We start from the raw sequence: 17,870 nt of genomic DNA, 5'->3' as shown, positions 1-17,870 counted from the left end.
CCGTGCTGAAGGATCATGACGAGGTCGAGGTGACCGTGACCGCCGTTCCCCCGTGGGGACTGGACGTGGTGACACGGGACGGTCGTCCCGGCTTCATCGATCGGCTGAAGATCGCGCAGGCGGCGGTCCCCGGCCCGGGAGACGTCCTCCAGGTCGTCATCCTCGACGTCGGCCGAGTCCCCTTCCGGGCGAGTCTGCAGCCACGCGATTTCGCTGTCGCCCGTGAGGCCAGGAACCGCGGCCGATGACCGGAACGGACTCAGGGGCCCAGGTGATAGCCGACGCCGCGGACGGTGTGCAGGATCGGGGGGTCGCCCAGTTTGCGGCGCAGCTGGGCGACCAGGACGTCGAGCACATTGGAGGCCGGCGGCACGATCTCGTCCCAGGCGGCGGCGATCAGCTCCGGGCGCGGGACGGGGTCGCCCCGGGCGGCGGTCAGGCGCTGAAGCAGGGTGAACTCCTTGGCGGTCAGCGCCAGCGGGCGGCCGTCGCGGCGGGCCTCCCAGCGGTCCGGGTCGACCTCGATGCCGGCGTGGCTCACCGGCGGGGCCGGGGGCGGCGGGGCGCCACGGCGGCCGAGGTTGGCGACGCGGGCGAGCAGCTCGGGCACCGCGAAGGGCTTGCCCAGGTAGTCGTCGCCCCAGGCGAGGCCGGCGACGCGGTCGGCGGGGACGGTGCGGCCGGTCAGGAAGAGCACGGGCACGCGCCAGCCCGCCCGGCGCCGGGCCGCGACGTAGGGCAGGGCGTCGCCGGAGGGCAGCATGCGGTCGACCACCGCGCAGTCGTAGCTGTGCACGGCCAGCGCCTCGTCGGCCTCGGGCAGGTCGGCCACGGCGTCAACCGCGAAGCCCGCCCCCCGCAACGCCACATCCAGGGCCAGGCGCAGGTTGTCGTCGTCCTCCATGACAAGCACCCGCACAGATGCACACATTAGCCGGTGCGGGCACGCCGAGCCGGGCCGCGATCATCCCGGCCTGGAACCGGCTTCGCGCGCCGAGACGCAGCATGATCGAGGCCATGGTCCGCCGCACCGTGCGGACCGAGACGTCGAGGCGGGCGGCCGCCGACTCGTCGGTGAGACCGGCCGCGAGCAGGGCGAGCAGGTGCCGCTCGCGTTCGTCGAGGAGGGTCATCATCAGGCCGGGGCCAGCACGAGGCGGCGGGCCGCGAGCAGTTCCGGCCCGGGTGGCACGTCCAGCTCGGCGGCGAGGAGCTCGGCCGCCCGGCGGTAGGCCATCAGCGCCTCGGATCGGCGGCCGGTGGCCGAGAGGGTGTGCATCAGCCCGGCCCAGGCCCGTTCGCGCAGCGGCGCCGCGGTGAGCACCACCCGCAGCTCGGCCGTCGCCTCGGCCCCGCGGCCCAGCGCCAGCAGCCGTGCGGCGCGGAGCTCGCGCAGGTCGAGCCGCAGCTCGTCGAGCTGCTCGGCCAGGGTCAGGGCGAGCGGAGTGTCCAGGCCCGGGTACGCCCGTCCGCGCCACCAGCCGAGCGCCTCGTCCACCATCGACAGCGCTTGCGCGGGGTCCGCGGTCCGGGACGCCTCGGCGAGAACGCGAGCGGCCCGGCCGGCGTCGACCTCGTCCGGCTGGGCACGCAGCCGGTACGTGTCGCCGAGCCGGTCGAGGCGGCCCGGCTCGGGCAGCAGCCGGCGCACCCGCCAGACGTACGTCCGCAGGTTGGCCACCGCGGACAGCGGCGCCCGTCCGTGCGGCCACACCTGCTCGGCCAGCTCGTCCAGGCTGACCCACGCGTTGCGGTGCAGCAGCAACGTGGTCAGCACGACCGCCGGCTTGCCGGGCACCGCGAGGTGCGCCCCCGTGGCGTGCACCTCGATCGGCCCGAGCACATGGAACAACATGGCCAAACCCCCGTCCGGCCCTCCCGGCGAAGGCCGCCGCCCCTACGATCCATCGAGCAACATGAGGATCCGGTGACAGACTCGGCGGAAGGAGCCGGCGTGCGCGTGCTGGTGGTCGAGGACGACGACAACCTCCGGCTGGCCGTGACGGCCGAGCTGGCCCGCGGCGGCGCCGAGGTGCGCCAAGCGGCCGACATCGCCGCGGCGGACGCGGTCCTGGCCGAGGTCGGGACGGACTGCGTGGTCCTCGACCGGATGCTGCCGGACGGCGACGCGGCCGAGTACGTGCGGGCCCGGCGGCGGACGGGCTGGGCCGTGCCGGTACTGTTCCTGACGGCCCGGGACAGGGTCGCCGATGTGGTCGCCGGGTTCGAGCACGGCGGCGACGACTACCTGGTCAAGCCGTTCGCCGTGGCCGAGCTGACCGCCCGCGTACGGAATCTGGCCCGCCGGGGCGCGACCGCCCGCCCGGCCGTGCTGCGCTTCGGCGACCTGGAGGTGAACTGCCCGCGCCGGCAGGCCCGCCGGGGCGGGGTGCTGCTCGGCCTCACCGGCAAGGAGCTCGCCGTGCTCGAGCACCTGATGAGCCGGCCCGGGCAGGCGGTGAGCCGCACCGAGCTGATCGAGCACTGCTGGGACGCCAGCACCGATCCGATGTCGAACGTGGTCGACGTGGTCGTCCGGCGGCTGCGGGCCAAACTCGGCGAGCCCGAGCTGGTGCACACCGTCCGCGGGCGCGGCTACCGCTTCGCCGGCGCGGACCCGGCGTGAGCGCCGCCGGATCGACCGCGACGGGCCGGCTGCGCTCGCTCCCCCGCTGGTTCACCCTGTGGTCCGTCGTGGCCGTGGCGATCGGCCTGCTCGGGCCCGGCATCCTGCTCGCCCGTTCCGACTCGGCCCGCCGGCAGGCCGAACTCGACGGCGACCTACGGCGGGTGACCACCACCGTCTCCCGCCTGGTCCGCTACGACGGCACGGTCACCACCGCCGCCGTGCTGCGCGACCCGCTGAACGACTCCTGCCCGCAGTTCGCCGTGCTGCCCGGCTCGGCGGCGCGGTTCACCGGGCATGTCAGCCGCCGGGAGTGCGCACCGGCCGGCCTCACGCTGTTCACCGGCCTGGCCGAGCGGGCCACCGTTTCCGGCCGGCTGATCTCGGGATGGGCCACCGCTCCGGACGGCCGGCGCCTCCGCTTCGCGGCGGAGCCGTTCCGGCAGGCCGACGGGCAGGTCGTCGGCGCCGTGGTGGCGGTGTCCGACGCCTCGGCGGCGCGAGCCGCGCACCGCCGGATGATCGGGGTCCTGACCGGCGGCTGCGTGCTGCTGCTGGCCGGTGCCGGGGTGGCCGCCCGGCTGCTCTCCCGCCGCCTGCTGCGGCCGGTCACTGCGACCCTGGACCGGCAGGAGGTGCTGCTCGCCGACGCCGCGCACGACCTGCGCACGCCGGTGGCCGCGCTGCGGGCGCTGGCCGAGACGGCCCTGCTCAATCCCGGCCACCAGGCCGAGCTGTTGCCGCGGGCGGTCGACCTGGCCCAGCGGATGGGCACGATCGTCGACGGGGTGCTGATCCGGGCGCGGCTGGCCGCCGGGGTGCAGACTCTCGAGCCGGAACCGATCTGGCTCGACCAGCTGGTCGGCGTCGTGGTGGACGAGACCCCGGCCGGCGCGGCCCAGGTCACCCTCGCCTGCGCCCCGAGCCGGGTGACGGCCGACGCCGCCCTGGTCCGGCGGGCGATCGGCAATCTGCTGGACAACGCGCTGCGCCACGGCCGGGTGCCCGGGCAGGCCGCGGTCGTCCACATCACGGTGGCCGGCGGCCGGGTGATCGTGGCCGACCACGGCCCGGGCGTGGAGCCGGCGCTGGCCGAGGGGATCGTCGACCGCTTCACCAGCACCGGCGGCTCCAGCGGGCTGGGCCTGTCGATCGTGCGCTGGGTGGCCGAGGCGCACGGCGGCACGCTGCGGGTCTACAACGCCGACGAGGGCGGCGCGATCTTCGAGCTGAGCCTGCCCGGCGGCGATTGATGAAAAACGATGGATGAAGAATGTATCCATCGTGGATCGTTCATGTACAAGCCTGTCTATGCTTCTCGGGTGAGCAGGTCGAGCCGGCGCCGCCGGACCCGCCTGCCGTTGGTCGTGCTGGGCGTGATCTGCCTGGTGGCGGGCGCGGCAGCCGTCGCCGGGGCGAGTCCGGGCACGCCCGGCCTGCGGTTCGCCCACGTCGGCCGGTGGTTCGCCGACCCCTGGGACGACCGGGTCTTCCACGTCGACGGCATGAGCCGCACGATCGACGCCCAGGTCACCCTGGAGGACGTCGAGCCCGGCACCGAGGTCGTCGAGGGTGAGCGCAGCTCGTACGTCATCGGCCCGGACGACATCCGCGAGCTCGACAAGTCGAGCCTGGCCCTGACCGGCACGACGCCCTCGCCGGCGCCGGAGCGCCCCGTCACCGTCGATGCCGCCGCCGGTCCGTACGCGGTCTATCGCGAGACCGGCCAGGTGGTACGGCTGGGCCCGGCCGAGACGGTCATCGAGGCCGGCGGCCCGCTCGGAGCGCCGGTGGTGACTCCGGACGGCACGCTCTGGCTGTACCGCGGGGCCGAGGGACTGCTCTGCCACCTTGCGCCCGGCGCCGACCGGGTCACCTGTCCGGTGCAGCTCCCGGCCGGTCATGCGGGCGGGCTGAGCGTGCTCGGTGACACCGCGGTGTTCCTAGACTTCAGCGGCGACACCATGACCCGGCTGGCCCTCGACGGACCGGGCCGGACGACGGCCACCGGCGTCGACCTGCCGCCCGGGGCCCTGGTCGCGCCCGGCCCGGTCGGTGGCCGGATCGCCGTCGTGGCCCGGGGCGAGCTGCTCCTGCTCGACGCGGACGGGCTGGCCGGCCAGGTCGCTCTGCCGCCGGGCCGGTGGGCGGCGCCGGTGGCCGGCCGGTCGTCGATCGTGCTGCTGGAGCTCGGTCACCGCCGGATCCACACCTACGATCCGCAGGGCCGCCCCCGGCGGGTGACGACGTTGCCGGCCGCGACCGGCGATCCGGTGCTGCGCCAAGGCCAGGACGGGCGGGTCTACGTGCAGAGCGGCGACGGGCGGCACGTCTCGGTGGTCGACGACCAGGGTGGCGCCGCAGCGGTGACCCCGGCCCGGTCGTCCCCGGCGGCCGGGCCGGCGAAGACGGCGGCCACGGCACCCGGAACCAGGTCAACGACGGCGGCGGCCGGAACAGAAGCGGGCACGGTACCCGAGACGCAGGCGGGCACAGCACCCGGGACGGAAGCGGGCACCGCGCCCACGACGGCCACCGGCGTCCCAGCCACGACTGCGCCGCCGGTCAGGCAGTCGGCCCCGGCCACCCTGCCACCGCCGGCGGTCCGGCAGCCGCCCGGGCCGGTCGACCCCGGGCCACCCGTCGACAGCAGCGCGCCCGGCACCACCCTGCCCGAGGGGCCGCCACCGCCACCGGCCGAGCGACCCGGCGTCCCGCCCGGCCTGTCCACCGTCGCCCGCGGCGCCGAGCTGATCCTCAGTTGGGGCGCGGCCCCACCGAACGGCGCCCCGGTCACCGCCTACGAGGTGACCTGGGAGGCGGCCACCGGTGACCGGGGCTCGCTCGAGGTCGGCGGCGACGCCCGGGAAGCCGTCATCACCGGCCTCGCGCGCGTCACCCCGTACGGCATAAAGCTCTTCGCAAAGAACCAGAACGGCCGGAGCGACGCGGCCGCGGTCGAGGCCACCATGCCGGCCACCTGGGTCACCGTCGGGCGCGGCCCCGACGCGACCCATGACGACGACTGCGTCCCGCCCCGCTGCGGGTACATCCTGATCGAGTTGTTCGGATTCCCGCCGAGGACCAGCGTCAAGATCACTCCGTACACGTCCGGGTGGGGCAAGTTCAACAGCGGCGCCCGGCTGACCACCGATGACCAGGGCCATCTGCTCGTGGACGACCGGTTCCCGATCAACGCCGTCGGTCAGCTGGTCTGGGTCGAGATCGGTGGGACCGGCGTCGAGTCCAACCGTTTCCGGTGGCCGGAGAGGGGACCATGACGGCCCGGTTGATCGCCACCCGCATCATCGAGAACGTCGAACGGATCATCCGCGGCAAGCCCGAGCTGGTCCGGCTCGCGGTGGCCGCTCTGCTCGCCGAGGGGCATGTGCTCGTCGAGGACGTTCCCGGTCTCGGCAAGACCTCCCTGGCGCGCTGCCTGGCCCACAGCATCGGCGGCTCCTGGCACCGCATCCAGTTCACCCCCGACCTGCTGCCCGGCGACATCACCGGGGTCAGCGTCTTCCGGCCCGGCAGCGACCGGTTCACCTTTCACCCGGGCGCCGTCTTCGCCAACGTGGTGGTCGCCGACGAGATCAACCGCGGCACACCGAAGACCCAGTCCGCGCTGCTCGAGGTGATGGCCGAGCGGCGGGTCACCGTGGACGCCGAGACGTACGAGGTGCCCCGGCCCTTCCTGGTCGTGGCGACGCAGAACCCGATCGAGCTGGAGGGCACGTTCCGGCTGCCCGAGGCGCAGCTCGACCGGTTCCTCATGCGGCTGTCGGTGGGTTATCCGGCGACTGCCGACGAGGTACGGATCGTCCTGGCCGACGGCGCCGGCGAAGGGCCCGAGGATCTGCGGCCGGTGGTCGACGCCGGCGTCCTGCGCGACGCGATCGCGCGGGTTCGAACGCTGCGGGTCGACGACGCCATCGCCGAGTACGCCGTCCGGCTGGCCGCCGCCACCCGCGCCGATCCGGCCGTACGCTTCGGCGCGAGCGTCCGCGGCAGCATCGCCCTGGTGCGCGCGGCCCGGTCGATCGCCGCGATGAGCGGCCGCGACTTCGTCACGCCGGACGACGTCAAGGACGTGGCCGTGCCCGTCCTCGCCCATCGGTTGGTCCGGACCCCCGAGGCGGAGTTGTCCGGGCACGACGCCGGTCGCATCGTCACGGACATTCTCGCGTCGGTCCCGGTGCCGTTGACGGACGCCGGCCGCTGAAGTGCGCCCGACCCGGCGCGGCGTCGCGGTGCTGATCACGGCCGCGGCCCTGCTCGTTTCCGGCTGGTGGCTCCGCTATCCCCTGCTGACCGTGCTGGGTGCGACCGGCTTCGGCAGTGTCGCTGCCGCCCTGCTGGTGGCGCGGCGCGATCCGCGGATCGAGGCGACGCGCACCATCAACCCCGGCCGGGTGGAGCGAGGTGGCCCGGCGTCGGCTTCCCTTTCTGTACGGGATCCGCGCGGGCCGTTGCTGTTCCGGGACCGGATCGCCGGCCGTGTGGTGGTGGTCGACACCACCGAGTACCGGCTTCCCACCGATGTCCGCGGCCGGTTCACGGTCGGCCCGCTCGAGGCCGGCCGTGAGGACCCGCTCGGCCTGGCTCGCGGATGGCACCGCGCGGGCGGATTCACCACGCTGACCGTTTACCCCCGGCAACGCCCGGCCCGGCCCGGCGGCGGGCCCTCCCGCTCAGCGGCGCCCGGCCCGGCCGCGGACGACTTGTGGCCGGGCTCCGCCGAGCCGCGGGGCGTGCGCGAGTACGCGCCCGGCGACGAGGTGCGGCATCTGCACTGGAAGGCGACCGCGCACACCGGCCGGCTGATGGTGCGCGAGCTGGCCGATCCGCGGCGGGCCGCGCTGACCGTGCTGCTCGACACCCGGGCCGGCGCCCTCGCCCCGGACGACTTCGAGGAGGCCGTCGACGTGGCGGCCTCGCTGCTGGGCTCGGCGGCGGCCGCCGGCGTGCGGACCCGGCTGTTCACCGCGGGCGGTCACGAGGTGCCCGAGCATCCCCTCGAAGCGCTGGTGGAGCTGCGCCAGGACGACGAGCGGACCCTGGCCGCCGGCGCCACCGGTGGCCGGCTGGTGCTGATCACCGGCGGGGCGACCGCCCCGGCTCGACTGGGTCCGCCGTTCTCCGACGTCGTCGTGGTCGCGCTCGGCGGCGGTGTCGGCGCCGAACAGGCTCTGCGGCGGTGGAACGAGGGCCACCGGTGAGATTCGTCCGCGCTTCGGCGGTCGTGCTGACCGCGGTGCTCGGTGGCCTGCTGTTCGCCCCGGTGTTCGGCCTGGGCGCTCTGCTCCTGCCGGTCGGGGCGCCCGCGCTGGCGGTGCTCGCGGTCGCGCTGCTGTGCGGGCGAGGCAGCCCCGGTCTGGCCGACTGGCGTCCATTGCTGACCGCGCCGGCCGGGGTGCTGGCGATCGGCGCGACGGTGCTGGGGCCGACCACCGCGGCCGGGTTGCCCACCGGCGCCACCTGGCACGGGCTCGTCGACGGGGTCACCGCGTCCTGGTGGCGGACCCTGGAGACGACGTGGCCGGCCCGCCCGGAACCGGAGCTTCTCATCTTCGTCCCGCTGCTGGTGGTGGCGGCCGCCGTGATCGGCTTGGAGCTGCTGTACCGGCTCACCGCCCCGCTACCGGCGCTGCTGCCCGGCCTGGCCCTGCTCGTCTTCGCGCAGGCGCACCTCGCCCTGACGGCCCGCCCGGCGGTGGCGGTCGCGATCGTCTGGGCCGGACTCGCCGGGGTGCTGGTCGCCTCGGCCCGCGCCGTAGTGCTCGTCCCGATCGCCGCCTCGGCGGCGGGCGCGGCGGTGCTGGCCGGCGCGGTGCTGCCCGCCGCTCCGCCGCGCGTCTCGGTGCGCGCCGAGGCCGCTCCCCCGTCTGCTCCGGCGCCGCTGATCAACCCGCTCGACGAGTTGGCCGGCCGCCTGGCCGACCCCGGCCGGCCGGTCTTTCGCCTGCGCGCGGCGGCCCTGCCGGACCGATGGCCGTTGGCCGTCCTGGACCGCTTCGACGGCGTCAACTGGACGCCCGGCGACGACCTGCGCCGCCTCGGCGCCCGGCTGAACCCCGGCGCCGGGGTGCCGGTGGTCGAACGGGCGGCGGCGGTCCTCGGCGCGCCCGGGCCATGGCTGCCCAGCCAAACCTGGCCGGCCGCGGTCGAGGGCGCCTCACCCCTGGTGGCCCCCCGGGCCGGTTCACTGCTGCTGACGGGCCCGGTCGACTACACGCTGCGCTGGTGGGAGCCCCAGATCGACGGCGACGCCTTGCTCCGGGCCGGGGTGGACGACCGAGCGCCGGGTGGCCTCGACCCGATGCCCGGCGTGCCCGCCGGGCTGGCCGAGCTGGCCGCCGACGCGACCGGCCGCCGGCCGCCGTCGTTCCGGGCCGCCCTCGCGCTGGAGGGCTGGTTCCGCGCCAACTACCGGCTGGCGGTCGGTACCGGCCTGCCCGCCGGGCACGGCTGGCCCCAGCTCACCGAGTTCCTGCGCACCACCCGACGGGGCACCAGCGAGCAGTTCGCCGCCGCCTACGTCGCCCTCGCCCGGCTGGCCGGCATCCCGGCGCGGCTGGCCGTCGGCTTCCGCACACCGTCGAGAGCGGACACCGACGGCGGCCGCACCGTCCACAACGGCGACGCGTTGGCCTGGCCCGAGGTGGCCGTGCCGGGCGCGGGATGGGTGCCGCTGGACCCGACCGGGCAGGCCTCGGCCGCCGGGGTGCGGCCGACCGGGGCCGCGGCCGCCGCGGAACAGGCGCGGGCGGCGGCCGCCCACCCGCCGGCCGCACCGGCGCCGACGGCGACGGCGGCATCTCCCTCGCCCCGGCACCGGCCATGGGCGCTGCTACTCGCGGTCCCGGGGCTGCTGCTGCTGTGGCTGGTGACCGTGCCGGCCCTCTGGGCCGGGCGGGCCTGGTGGCGACGCCGTCGAGGCGGCCGGCCGGGACTGGCCGGCGCCGACCGTGAGGTCCGGGACCGGATCCGGGCGTACGGCGTCGCCGTCACCCCGGCCATGACTCTGCGGGACCTTTCGGCGGCCGTCCCTGACGTGGCGCCCGACCTGCGCCGCCTCGGCGAGGTGGTGGACCGGGCCGTATGGTCCGGCCACGAAGCCGGCGGCGACGATCACGACACGGCGTGGTCGGCCGTCCGGGGCGTCCGGCTCGGCCTGGCCCGCCGGGGGCGCCGGGCCCGGCTGCGGGCCGCGACCACGCTCCGGGGGCTTCGGCCGATGCCGACGGCGAGGTAGTGAGGATGCGGCTCGTCAGGTGCTGATTCGCTGGGCGCCGGCGTTGAGCGGTTCGACCGTGCCGTGCCGGGTGATGAGGAACAGGCTGACGCCGATCTTGTCGGCGGTGGCCACCGTGATCTTCGTGTAGCCCGTAGTCGAGTAGAAGAGGTGGGAAGCCAAGTCCGGGAGGGTGTCGCGCAGCCGTCGCACCATCGGCACGCTGACCGGCTTCTCCTGCGTCGTGACCCGGGCGACGGCCGTCTTGGCGACGATGTCGACGCCGTCGTCTCGCCGCCGGTCGGTCAGCTGGGCGTCCGGGAAGCCGTGGGCTCGCATGTGCCGCTCGGCTGCCTCTTCCTCAGCCGTCCACTGCGGTGGCGGATCGTCCGCCCCGTAGACAGCGGGGAACAGACCGAGGTCGTCCGCCCTCGTGGTCCCGATGATGGCGAGAAGGATGCCCGGGGGCTGCCGGCCCGCGGGAAAGCGCGGCCGGGGAATCGCGGCCACAGCCCTCCGCAGCGGCGGTGTGATCACGCCGGCGGCCCGGTCCGCGAGCCAGGACACGGGCCTGCGCAAGGCGAACGCGGCGACCGCCACTATCCCGAAGAAGACCGCGGCGGCGGGCGCGCTGTCGTCACCCTGCAAGGCGGTGACGGTGGCATAGACGCTCACGAGCGCGCAGAATGCGCTCACCACGCTCAGCAGGATCCGCAACAGTTTCCGGACGAACATCGCCCTCCCCGGACCGGACCAAATCTTGGTGGAGACGGTAGCCGCGCCATGTGTCATCCGAGAAACCCACGCTGGCGGCCGGCGGCCTGGCCGTTCACCGGCCTGGTCGCGGGGGCCGGGGCCGGCTGGCTCTGGGGCTGGTCCGCGAGCGACTACGAGGCGATCGACTCGGCCGTCGGCACCGCGCTGCTCGGCGCGGTAGCGGGCCTGCTCGCCGGCGCGGTCGCCTACTCGCTGGCCCGCCACCGCGACGGAGGCTGAGCAACTTGAGCTGGTCACGATCGGTGGCGCGGTCTGGCCGTGCGGGCCGGCACGTACCCGTCCCGAGCACATCCGCGACCTCGTCGGCCTGCTCGGCGAGCTGCGGCAGGGGCCGCCCGGGCCGCCTACGATGCAACCGTGACCCATGATCCAACTGCGGCTCTGTCCGGCGACGAGAAACGGGCCGCCGCTGAGGGCGGTGTCGTGGTCTACGCGGGGCGGCTCATTCTGGACGCGCAGCCGCCCGTCACCGACGAGGCTCTCGCCGCGGTCGCCGAACACTGTGCCGGGCCGCTGCCCGCGCCGCTGGTCGAGCTGTGGCGTACCTCTTTCGGCGGCAGCCTCCACTACGACCTGCGGGCCGATCTCGGGGGCGAAGAGGTCCTGGTGTCGCTGCGGGAGTTGTTCTACCCGGACAGCGACGGCTACCAGGACCTGTGGGGCTGGATCGGGCACGAGCGGGAGCTGATCGACGGGGCCCGGCTGTCCTATCTGCCGATCGGCGGCTTCGAGTATCTCGACCGCGTCTACGTGGGTACCGCCGACGGGCCGGACCACGGAGCGGTGGCGTGCTGGCAGCAAGGGCTGCCGGCCGGGTGGGAGCTGACCGAGGGTGACCGGGCCGCGCTGATCGCCGACGACCTTCCCGCGCTGTTCGATCAACTGATGCTGGAGAAAGACCCGTGGGAGACCCACGAGGACGACTCGGAGCTGCGCGGGGCCGTCGAGGAGCTGAGCGCAAGCGGCGACCCACGGGCGCGGGCGGCCGCGGTCAAGCTGCGCGGGCTTGTGCGGGAAGCGGTGCTCGATTGGCGGGGCGCGCTGCGGGCCGGGACCATCGCCGGGCAGCGCCGGCTACGGCGCCTCGCGCTGGATCGTGCCGCCGCGGCCGACGACCTCGCCCTGCTGCAAGAGCTGGTGGCCCGCGGGTGCGACCCGGCGGAGCCCGTCCGCGCTGGTCTGACCCCCATCGACGTCGCTCTCGCGGGCCGGGGGCTCGCCGTCGCGACGTGGCTGCTGGATCGGCAGGTGCCCGTGGGCAACACTCTGCGGGTCGGGGCGCACGCCGTGGACCTCGGGCTGGCCGAGGAGCTGCTCCGCCGCGGCGCGACGGTCGACGCTTCGGCGGTGGCTTCCGCGGTCGACAATCCGGACCCGGCGGTGGTGGAGCTGCTGGCGCGAGCCCTGCCGCCGGAAAGCGACCGGCCGGATTGGCTCATCCGCCGGCTTGGCGACAGAGCGGCGCTGCTGGGTAGGCGATGAGGCCCGCCGACGCGGTGACGAACCGGCCCGAACGGACGCGCTCGACCGGCGGAGCGCGCATAGTTCAATGATGTCCCCGCGACGTCGGTTGCTGCTCGCCGGTCTCGCCGGCGTCCTGGTCGTCGTGGCGCTGGTGGTGATCGGTGCGCGCCTGTTCCGCGGCGACGGCGACGACGGCGCTCGTCCGGATCAGAGCCGGCCGGGCACTGTGTTGCTCGTGCCCGGCTACGGGGGCAGCCGGGCCGCGCTGAGCGTCCTCGCGGGCCGTCTCGGGGATGCCGGCCGTACGGCCCAGGTCGTGACCCTGCCCGGAGAAGGCACCGGAGACCTCAACGACCAGGCCGCCACCCTCGACGACGCGGTGCGGCAGGCCCTTCGGGAGGCCGGCGGCTCGGTCGACGTCGTCGGCTATTCGGCGGGCGGGGTGGTGACCCGACTCTGGGTGGACCGGTACGACGGCGCCGAGGTCGCCCGCCGCATCGTGACGCTGGGCTCGCCCTTGCACGGCGCGCAGATCGCCGGGGAGGGGGCCGCGCTCGCTCCGGACGCCTGCCCGGCGGCCTGTCGTCAGCTGGCCCCGGGCAGCAAACTGTTGCGGGAGATCGACAAGCCGCTGCCGGACGGCCTGCCGTGGCTGTCGATCTGGACCGAGAACGACGAGACCGTGCAGCCGCCCGACTCGGCGCTACTGGACGGCGCTACGAACGTACCGCTGCAGAGCATCTGCCCCGCAGCGCGCGTGGCGCACGGCGATCTGCCCACCGACCCGCGGGTTTCCGCCCTGGTGATCGACGCGCTGGGCGCGCAGCCGCCGGCCCCACCCACCAGCTGCCCGGGTTGACAGGTCAGGCCGCCACGTCCTTGGTGACGAAGTTGGCCCACGCCGCGCCGAGCAGGATGACCAGGTAGACGAGCTGGATGCCGGCGCCGCGTTCGATGTCGCGCCACAGCACGGGATCGCGGAAGAAGTCGACCCAGGCCAGCCAGTAGCGGGTCGGCAGGTAGGGCCGGACCGCCGCGGCCGCGTCCAGGGTGACCAGGACCTGGCTGGTGACCAGCACGGCCAGCGCGCCCATGGCCGCGCCGAGGGCCGAGTCGGTCACCGTCGACAGGAACAGCGCGATGGCCGCGACACCCAGCATCGACACGACGATGTACGCCACGGTGGCGAGCAGCCGCAGGGCCAGCCCGGCCGGGCTGATGGTGACCCCGGACAGCGACGTCACGTCGGGCGGCAGCGCGATCCCGGCCGAGCTGGTCTGCCCGCCGAACAGCGTCAGCCCGGTGATGAACGAGGTGACCAGCACCGCGCCGATGGCGAACAGCACGAAGACGACCAGCGAGACCAGCTTGGCGACGAGCAGGCGGGTGCGGCTCACCGGCCGGATCAGCAGGTAGCGCAGGGTGCCCGCGGCCGCCTCGCCGGCCACCGCGTCACCGGCCAGGACGGCCACCGACACCGGCAGGAACACCGGCAGCACGAGCGCCATCGCGGCGGCCGGGTAGAGGGCGCCGTTGCTCAGCACGGCGGACAGGAACGCGCCGCCCTGCCCGGGCGGCGGGGGGGATCTCGGTGGTGGCCAGGAACACCGCGACGATCAGGGGCAGGGCGCAGAGCAGGGCGGCGATCACGTACGTCCGGGGTCGCCGGAACAGCTTGGCCAGCTCGACGCGGATCATCGGTCCCCCTCGACCCGGTCGGCGCTGCCGGTGGTCGCCTCGAGCACCACCTGCTCCAGGGTGCGCCGTTCCGCGGCGACGGCGGCGACCGTGACGCCGGCCGTGACCAGTTCGGCGTTGAGCGCGCCGGGGTCGGTTCCGCGGACGATCAGGGTCTCGCCGTCGCGGCGCTCGACCCGGCCGTCGAGCAGCGCCACGGCCCGGTCCGGGGTGGGCGTGCTGATCCGGATCCGGCCGGTGGGCTCGTGCATCCGTACGAGCTCGTCCTGCACCGCCAGCCGACCCCGGTCCATCACGCCGACCCGGGTGCAGAAGGCGTCGATCTCGGCCAGCAGATGGCTGGAGAGCAACACCGTCGTCCCCTCCGCGTTCAGCTCGGTGAGCAGGTCGCGGACCTCGCGGATGCCGCGGGGGTCGAGCCCGTTGGTCGGCTCGTCCAGGATCAGCAGGCGCGGCCGGCGCAGCAGCGCGCCGGCCAGCCCGAGCCGCTGCTTCATGCCGAGGGAGTACGCGCGGACCGGCCGGCGGTCGATGCCGGCCAGCCCGACGCGTTCCAGGGCCTCGTCGACGCGGCGCCGGCGCCCACGCCGGCCGGGGCCTTTCCCGGCCGCGTCGAACAACTCCAGATTGGTGCGCCCGGGCAGGTGCGGGTAGGCGCCGGGCCCCTCGACGAGCGCGCCGATCGACGGCAGCACCTCCTGGACGCGCCGCGGCACCGGCCGGCCCAGCACCTCGATCTCGCCGCGGGTGGCGAAGACCAGCCCGAGCAGCATCCGGACCAGAGTCGTCTTGCCGGACCCGTTCGGGCCGAGCAGCCCGTACCGGTCACCCTCGCGAACGTCAAGATCAACACCATTGACGGCGACCGTACGCCCGTACCGCTTGGTCAGGTCCCGCGTCCGGATCAACAGCTCGCCTCTCGTGCCAGATCGGTGGCCGCCCGCTGCAACAGCACGGCGCCGACCATGCCGGCCACCAGGCAGTGCCCACTCGCGGTGCGTACCACGAGAGCGTTGAGCAACCCGGTGGCGATCAGGGCCGCGGTCCCGTCCGGGACGGTCACGGTACGGCCGTACGCCGCCATCTGCCCGAATGCCTGGGACCCAAACCGGCTCGGCAGCGCCACCACGACGAAGGCGCTCAGCCCAGCCCCGTACGCACCGACCGCGGTGAGCCCCGGCACGGTGTCACGGCGCGGCATCCCGGCCAGCTGTTCGGGCATCGCCGCCGGCTGCCGGTCCTGGATCCTGCTGAGGATGTCGGGGGCCTCGGTGACGGTGAACCCGATGCCGGGCCGCTCGGCCGGGGGCGTCAGGACGCTCGCGTCGGGCGTCCGGAACTCGACCTCCAGGAAGCGGGTGACGAACACCGGGCGAGTGCCCAGCTTCGCGGTCACCTCGGCCTGCAGCGGTACGCCCGTACGGGGGTCGGCCCAGATGTCGACGTGCGCGACCGTCGTGTCGGGTTGCACCGGCACCAGCCGCAACCCGGCCGCGTCGACCCCGGCCACCCGCTTGGCGGCCAGCGGTTCGACCCGGTCCCCGGCCGCGAGCCGCAGCACCCGGCGGACCAGCTCGGGCGGGGTCAGGTCGGCCGCCCGGGGAAGACGCAGCGGCTGGTCGCCGACGATCCGGGTGAGCTGGCTGTCGCCGTAATCCCAGCGGACCTGCCCGTCCGCGGTCTGGTAGAGATCCTGTTCGGTGCCCGGGCCCAGCACGTCCAGCCGCCAGCGATCCGGCCCGGCGTACCAGGCACGCATCTCGGTGGTGCCGCTGAGCAGGGCAGTCACCTGGCTCAGGTTCGGCAGGGCGGGCAGGCCGAGCAGGCCGGCGCTCTGCACGTATCCCTGGAAGTGCTGCGCCCCGGAGGCAACGATGCGGGCGCGGAGCGACGCGGGGTCCTCGCCGGTGGCCCGCACGGGCCAGACATTGATGACCAGCGGAATCGCCGCCAGCACCAGCGCGACGGCGAGCACGACGGACCACCGGCGCCTCCCCTGCGCGCTGACGACGGTCCGGCCGGTGAACATAGGCCAGCAACGGTACCCCGGGTAGCCGCGACGCTGCGATCAGTAGTAAGCGTCACCGGCCCTTGAACGGGTAAGAATCTCTTCGGGATGTGAGATCGGAGAACACCACTATGAGCGGGTTCGCCCTGCGGGACACCGAGTCACGGGAGCTGATGGACGACCCGGGCTGCGACCTCGACCGGCTCGAACGCACCTACCGGCAGTTCACCGCCGTCAACCGGCTCGTCTCGGGCTGGCGGCGCCTCTACCGGCAACGGATCCGGCCGCGTCTCGATGCCCGCCGGCCGACGACGCTGCTGGACATCGGCTTCGGCGGTGGCGACATCGCCCGCGCCCTGGCGGGCTGGGCGGCCCGCGACCGGCTGCTGCTCCAAGCGACCGCCATCGACCCGGACGAACGCGCCCTCCGTCATGTGCGCCGGCTCCCGGACGCCGGGGTCCACTTCGAACAGGCGTCGAGCGCGGACCTGGTCGCCCGCGGCGACCGGTACGACCTGGTGATCTCCAACCATCTCCTGCACCACCTGGACGCCGAGGAGCTCTCCGCGCTGCTGACCGACAGCCTGGCGCTGTCCCGTCGGCTGGTGATCCACAACGATCTCGCCCGGGGACGGGCCGGCTACGGCCTGTACGCGGCCGCCACCCTGCCGTTCGCCCGCCGCTCCTTCGTCCACCAGGACGGGCTGCTCTCCATCCGCCGCAGCTACCGGCGCGCCGAGCTGCTGGCCGCCGTACCGCCGGGGTGGCAGGTCACGCCGATGTTCCCGCAGCGCCTGCTGCTCACCCGCGGAAGTGACCTTTGAAAACCCGGGGCCTGGTCACCGCCGCCGCGACGAGCTATGCAATCAACGCCGCCTTCGGCGCGGCCGTGGCCACGGGTCTGGTCGACAACGGACGTATCCGCTGGGTCCATCACGCCTTGTTCACCGCCACGGCGTCGCTCACCGTGCTCGCGGTCGCCGCGAGCGCGTACGAACGCCGGCCCGCCGGTCTCGCCCTGCTGCCGGCGCTCGGCCCCTTGACCGCCCTGCCGTACGCCGGTGGAGGCATCCGCCGGCACGCCGCGCTGGCCGGGTCGGCGGCGCCGGCGTACGCGGCCGCTCTCGTTTCCGCCTGGAGGAGTCACTGATGGAGTTTCTCGATGTGGTGCGCCGTCGCCGGACCACCAACGGCGCGTTCCTGCCCGACCCGGTCTCCGAGGAGCACCAGCGGCTCCTGATGGAGCTCGCGGGCCGGGCCCCGTCGCAGTTGAACAGCCAGCCGTGGCGATTCGTGATCGTGGAGGAACGCGAGACGATCGAGACCATCGCCCGGATCAGCGGCGAGAGCATGACCGAGGCGATGTCCAACGGCACGTTCTTCGAGCGCTACAAGCCGTACTTCCGCTTCAGCAAGGCCGAGATGGAACGCCGCCGCGACGGGATGCTGTTCGACCGGCTGCCCGCCCCGCTGCGCCCGTTCACCAGCCAGGTCTTCACCAGCCGCGGGCAGAAACTCATGAACGCCATGCGGGTGCCCCAGAGCCTGGGCGAGGAGAACCGCAAACTCGTCGCCGGCTCCCCGCTGCTGCTCGGCGTGATGCTCGACCGCTCCGAGTACCGCCCCGGCGAGCTGTCCTCGTTCTACTCGGTGTTCAGCATGGGCGCGGCCATGGAGAACCTGTGGCTGGCCACGGTCGAGCTGGGCATGGGCATCCAGTTCATCTCCTTCCCGATGGAGGTCCCCGGCCGCTGGGACGAGATCGTCCACCTGCTCAAGGTCCCGGACGACCTGGAGCTGATGGCCGTCTACCGGCTCGGCTACCTGCCGCCGGAGCAGCGCCGCCCACCCATCGACTGGACCAGCGACCAACGCCGCCTGCCGTCGCAGTACGTCTTCCGCGGCACCTGCGCCACGCCACAGGAAGGCTGGGACGAAGGCAACGCCGGATAAGCGCTCCGGCAACGGTGCGGAAACGGGCCGCCGACGCGATGAAGAATCGACCGGAAATCCAGAATGGAACGCTCGAGGCACCATTTTGGACGCCGCAGCGATATCGC

General features: G+C 74.3%; 20 protein-coding genes. 13 read left to right on the top strand and 7 right to left on the bottom strand.

Translation table 11 applies throughout. From position 1 onward, the window contains the following. Positions 1-2: 2 nt before the first annotated feature. Positions 3-248 (top strand): hypothetical protein, encoded by a 246-nt coding sequence (locus tag AB0J66_RS45720; protein ID WP_364674603.1) that lies wholly within the window; start codon positions 3-5, stop codon positions 246-248. Between the two features lie 11 nt (positions 249-259). Here AB0J66_RS45720 and AB0J66_RS45715 read toward each other — a convergent pair whose 3' ends face one another. The 3 genes from AB0J66_RS45715 to AB0J66_RS45705 are packed head-to-tail and all read right to left on the bottom strand — an operon-like array spanning position 260 to position 1,855. Beyond that, positions 260-904 carry a response regulator transcription factor gene (locus AB0J66_RS45715; RefSeq protein ID WP_364674602.1) on the bottom strand — a complete coding sequence of 215 codons (645 nt, stop codon included), beginning with the start codon at positions 902-904 and terminating at the stop codon, positions 260-262. Beyond that, positions 837-1,133, bottom strand: coding sequence for a LuxR C-terminal-related transcriptional regulator (locus AB0J66_RS45710; protein WP_364674599.1), 297 nt, complete (start codon positions 1,131-1,133; stop codon positions 837-839). The genes AB0J66_RS45715 and AB0J66_RS45710 overlap by 68 nt, the downstream gene beginning before the upstream one ends. Before the next feature lie 2 nt (positions 1,134-1,135). Then, positions 1,136-1,855 carry a BTAD domain-containing putative transcriptional regulator gene (locus tag AB0J66_RS45705; protein ID WP_364674596.1) on the bottom strand — a complete coding sequence of 240 codons (720 nt, stop codon included), beginning with the start codon at positions 1,853-1,855 and terminating at the stop codon, positions 1,136-1,138. 99 nt (positions 1,856-1,954) lie between these two features. On the opposite strand from AB0J66_RS45705, the gene AB0J66_RS45700 reads away from it, so the two are divergent. From AB0J66_RS45700 to AB0J66_RS45675, 6 genes are all read left to right on the top strand, one after another. Beyond that, entirely contained in the window at positions 1,955-2,626 is a 672-nt protein-coding gene (locus AB0J66_RS45700) for a response regulator transcription factor (protein WP_364674593.1), read from the top strand. Then, entirely contained in the window at positions 2,623-3,879 is a 1,257-nt protein-coding gene (locus tag AB0J66_RS45695; protein WP_364674591.1) for a HAMP domain-containing sensor histidine kinase, read from the top strand. Before AB0J66_RS45700 ends, AB0J66_RS45695 begins: the two co-directional genes overlap by 4 nt. A gap of 69 nt (positions 3,880-3,948) precedes the next feature. Then, positions 3,949-5,907 (top strand): fibronectin type III domain-containing protein, encoded by a 1,959-nt coding sequence (locus AB0J66_RS45690; protein ID WP_364674590.1) that lies wholly within the window; start codon positions 3,949-3,951, stop codon positions 5,905-5,907. After that, positions 5,904-6,851: a MoxR family ATPase gene (locus AB0J66_RS45685; RefSeq protein WP_364674587.1), complete on the top strand. Its 948-nt coding sequence runs from the start codon at positions 5,904-5,906 to the stop codon at positions 6,849-6,851. Before AB0J66_RS45690 ends, AB0J66_RS45685 begins: the two co-directional genes overlap by 4 nt. Before the next feature lies 1 nt (position 6,852). Continuing rightward, positions 6,853-7,848, top strand: a complete 996-nt coding sequence (locus AB0J66_RS45680; protein ID WP_364674584.1) for a DUF58 domain-containing protein — start codon at positions 6,853-6,855, stop codon at positions 7,846-7,848. Next, positions 7,845-9,884: a transglutaminase-like domain-containing protein gene (locus AB0J66_RS45675; protein ID WP_364674581.1), complete on the top strand. Its 2,040-nt coding sequence runs from the start codon at positions 7,845-7,847 to the stop codon at positions 9,882-9,884. The genes AB0J66_RS45680 and AB0J66_RS45675 overlap by 4 nt, the downstream gene beginning before the upstream one ends. Before the next feature lie 15 nt (positions 9,885-9,899). On the opposite strand, the gene AB0J66_RS45670 is transcribed toward AB0J66_RS45675, so the two are convergent. Continuing rightward, positions 9,900-10,598: a restriction endonuclease gene (locus AB0J66_RS45670; protein ID WP_364674578.1), complete on the bottom strand. Its 699-nt coding sequence runs from the start codon at positions 10,596-10,598 to the stop codon at positions 9,900-9,902. Positions 10,599-10,646: 48 nt separating this feature from the next. Here AB0J66_RS45670 and AB0J66_RS45665 point away from each other — a divergent pair, with 48 nt between their 5' ends. From AB0J66_RS45665 to AB0J66_RS45655, 3 genes are all read left to right on the top strand, one after another. Then, entirely contained in the window at positions 10,647-10,859 is a 213-nt protein-coding gene (locus tag AB0J66_RS45665) for a hypothetical protein (RefSeq protein WP_364674576.1), read from the top strand. A gap of 138 nt (positions 10,860-10,997) precedes the next feature. Further along, positions 10,998-12,122 (top strand): SMI1/KNR4 family protein, encoded by a 1,125-nt coding sequence (locus tag AB0J66_RS45660; protein WP_364674573.1) that lies wholly within the window; start codon positions 10,998-11,000, stop codon positions 12,120-12,122. Positions 12,123-12,192: 70 nt separating this feature from the next. Next, entirely contained in the window at positions 12,193-12,963 is a 771-nt protein-coding gene (locus tag AB0J66_RS45655) for an alpha/beta fold hydrolase (RefSeq protein WP_364674571.1), read from the top strand. Positions 12,964-12,967: 4 nt separating this feature from the next. On the opposite strand, the gene AB0J66_RS45650 is transcribed toward AB0J66_RS45655, so the two are convergent. The 3 genes from AB0J66_RS45650 to AB0J66_RS45640 all read right to left on the bottom strand — a co-directional run bounded on the left by AB0J66_RS45650 (position 12,968) and on the right by AB0J66_RS45640 (position 15,831). Next, a complete protein-coding gene (locus tag AB0J66_RS45650; protein ID WP_364674569.1) occupies positions 12,968-13,648 on the bottom strand; it encodes an ABC transporter permease subunit in 681 nt (226 codons plus the stop codon). 150 nt (positions 13,649-13,798) lie between these two features. Continuing rightward, positions 13,799-14,710 (bottom strand): ABC transporter ATP-binding protein, encoded by a 912-nt coding sequence (locus AB0J66_RS45645; protein WP_364674566.1) that lies wholly within the window; start codon positions 14,708-14,710, stop codon positions 13,799-13,801. Beyond that, positions 14,707-15,831: a hypothetical protein gene (locus AB0J66_RS45640; protein ID WP_364674563.1), complete on the bottom strand. Its 1,125-nt coding sequence runs from the start codon at positions 15,829-15,831 to the stop codon at positions 14,707-14,709. The genes AB0J66_RS45645 and AB0J66_RS45640 overlap by 4 nt, the downstream gene beginning before the upstream one ends. A 110-nt stretch (positions 15,832-15,941) precedes the next feature. On the opposite strand from AB0J66_RS45640, the gene AB0J66_RS45635 reads away from it, so the two are divergent. From AB0J66_RS45635 to AB0J66_RS45625, 3 genes are read left to right on the top strand one after another with little or no spacing between them, the layout of a single operon-like run. Then, complete coding sequence (locus AB0J66_RS45635; protein ID WP_364674560.1) at positions 15,942-16,634, top strand: class I SAM-dependent methyltransferase; 693 nt, start codon at positions 15,942-15,944, stop codon at positions 16,632-16,634. Further along, entirely contained in the window at positions 16,631-16,960 is a 330-nt protein-coding gene (locus AB0J66_RS45630) for a hypothetical protein (protein ID WP_364674557.1), read from the top strand. The genes AB0J66_RS45635 and AB0J66_RS45630 overlap by 4 nt, the downstream gene beginning before the upstream one ends. After that, the gene (locus AB0J66_RS45625; RefSeq protein ID WP_364674554.1) at positions 16,960-17,763 is read left to right on the top strand and encodes a nitroreductase family protein; all 804 of its coding nucleotides are present in this window, start codon (positions 16,960-16,962) and stop codon (positions 17,761-17,763) included. Before AB0J66_RS45630 ends, AB0J66_RS45625 begins: the two co-directional genes overlap by 1 nt. Positions 17,764-17,870 lie beyond the last annotated feature (107 nt).

The organism is Actinoplanes sp. NPDC049598, from assembly GCF_040675435.1.
Taxonomy (GTDB): domain Bacteria; phylum Actinomycetota; class Actinomycetes; order Mycobacteriales; family Micromonosporaceae; genus Actinoplanes.
The sequence above is the reverse complement of the archived record's forward strand: the minus strand, read 5'-3'. Positions and strand labels throughout refer to the sequence as shown.